The following is a 255-nucleotide window of genomic DNA, read 5'->3' as shown; positions in this document are numbered from 1 at the left end:
GTATTCACCTTGAGCGTAGTCATTTTTCACTAATTTTAATGTTTCAAATAGCAACTTGTTATCAAAGCAATATGTGCCCGAGTTTATTTCTTTTACTAATTGCTGTGCTGCTGTAGCATCCTTTTGTTCAACAATTTGCTCTACTTGCCCATTCTCGCTACGTAAAATACGACCATAGCCAGTTGGGTTTTCCGCAATTGCAGTTAAAATTGTTGCTTTAGCATTCTTTGCCTGATGATGCTCAAATAGAGCCTG

Annotated in this window: 1 protein-coding gene; it reads right to left on the bottom strand. The window is 37.6% G+C overall.

Annotated features, from left to right (window positions below):
* The coding region (locus KVT27_RS25375; protein WP_254636294.1) for a sugar phosphate nucleotidyltransferase at positions 1-255 on the bottom strand (255 nt) is incomplete at both ends.

Source organism: Lysinibacillus sp. GbtcB16, from assembly GCF_019091145.1.
GTDB lineage: Bacteria > Bacillota > Bacilli > Bacillales_A > Planococcaceae > Lysinibacillus > Lysinibacillus fusiformis.
The sequence above is the reverse complement of the archived record's forward strand: the minus strand, read 5'-3'. Positions and strand labels throughout refer to the sequence as shown.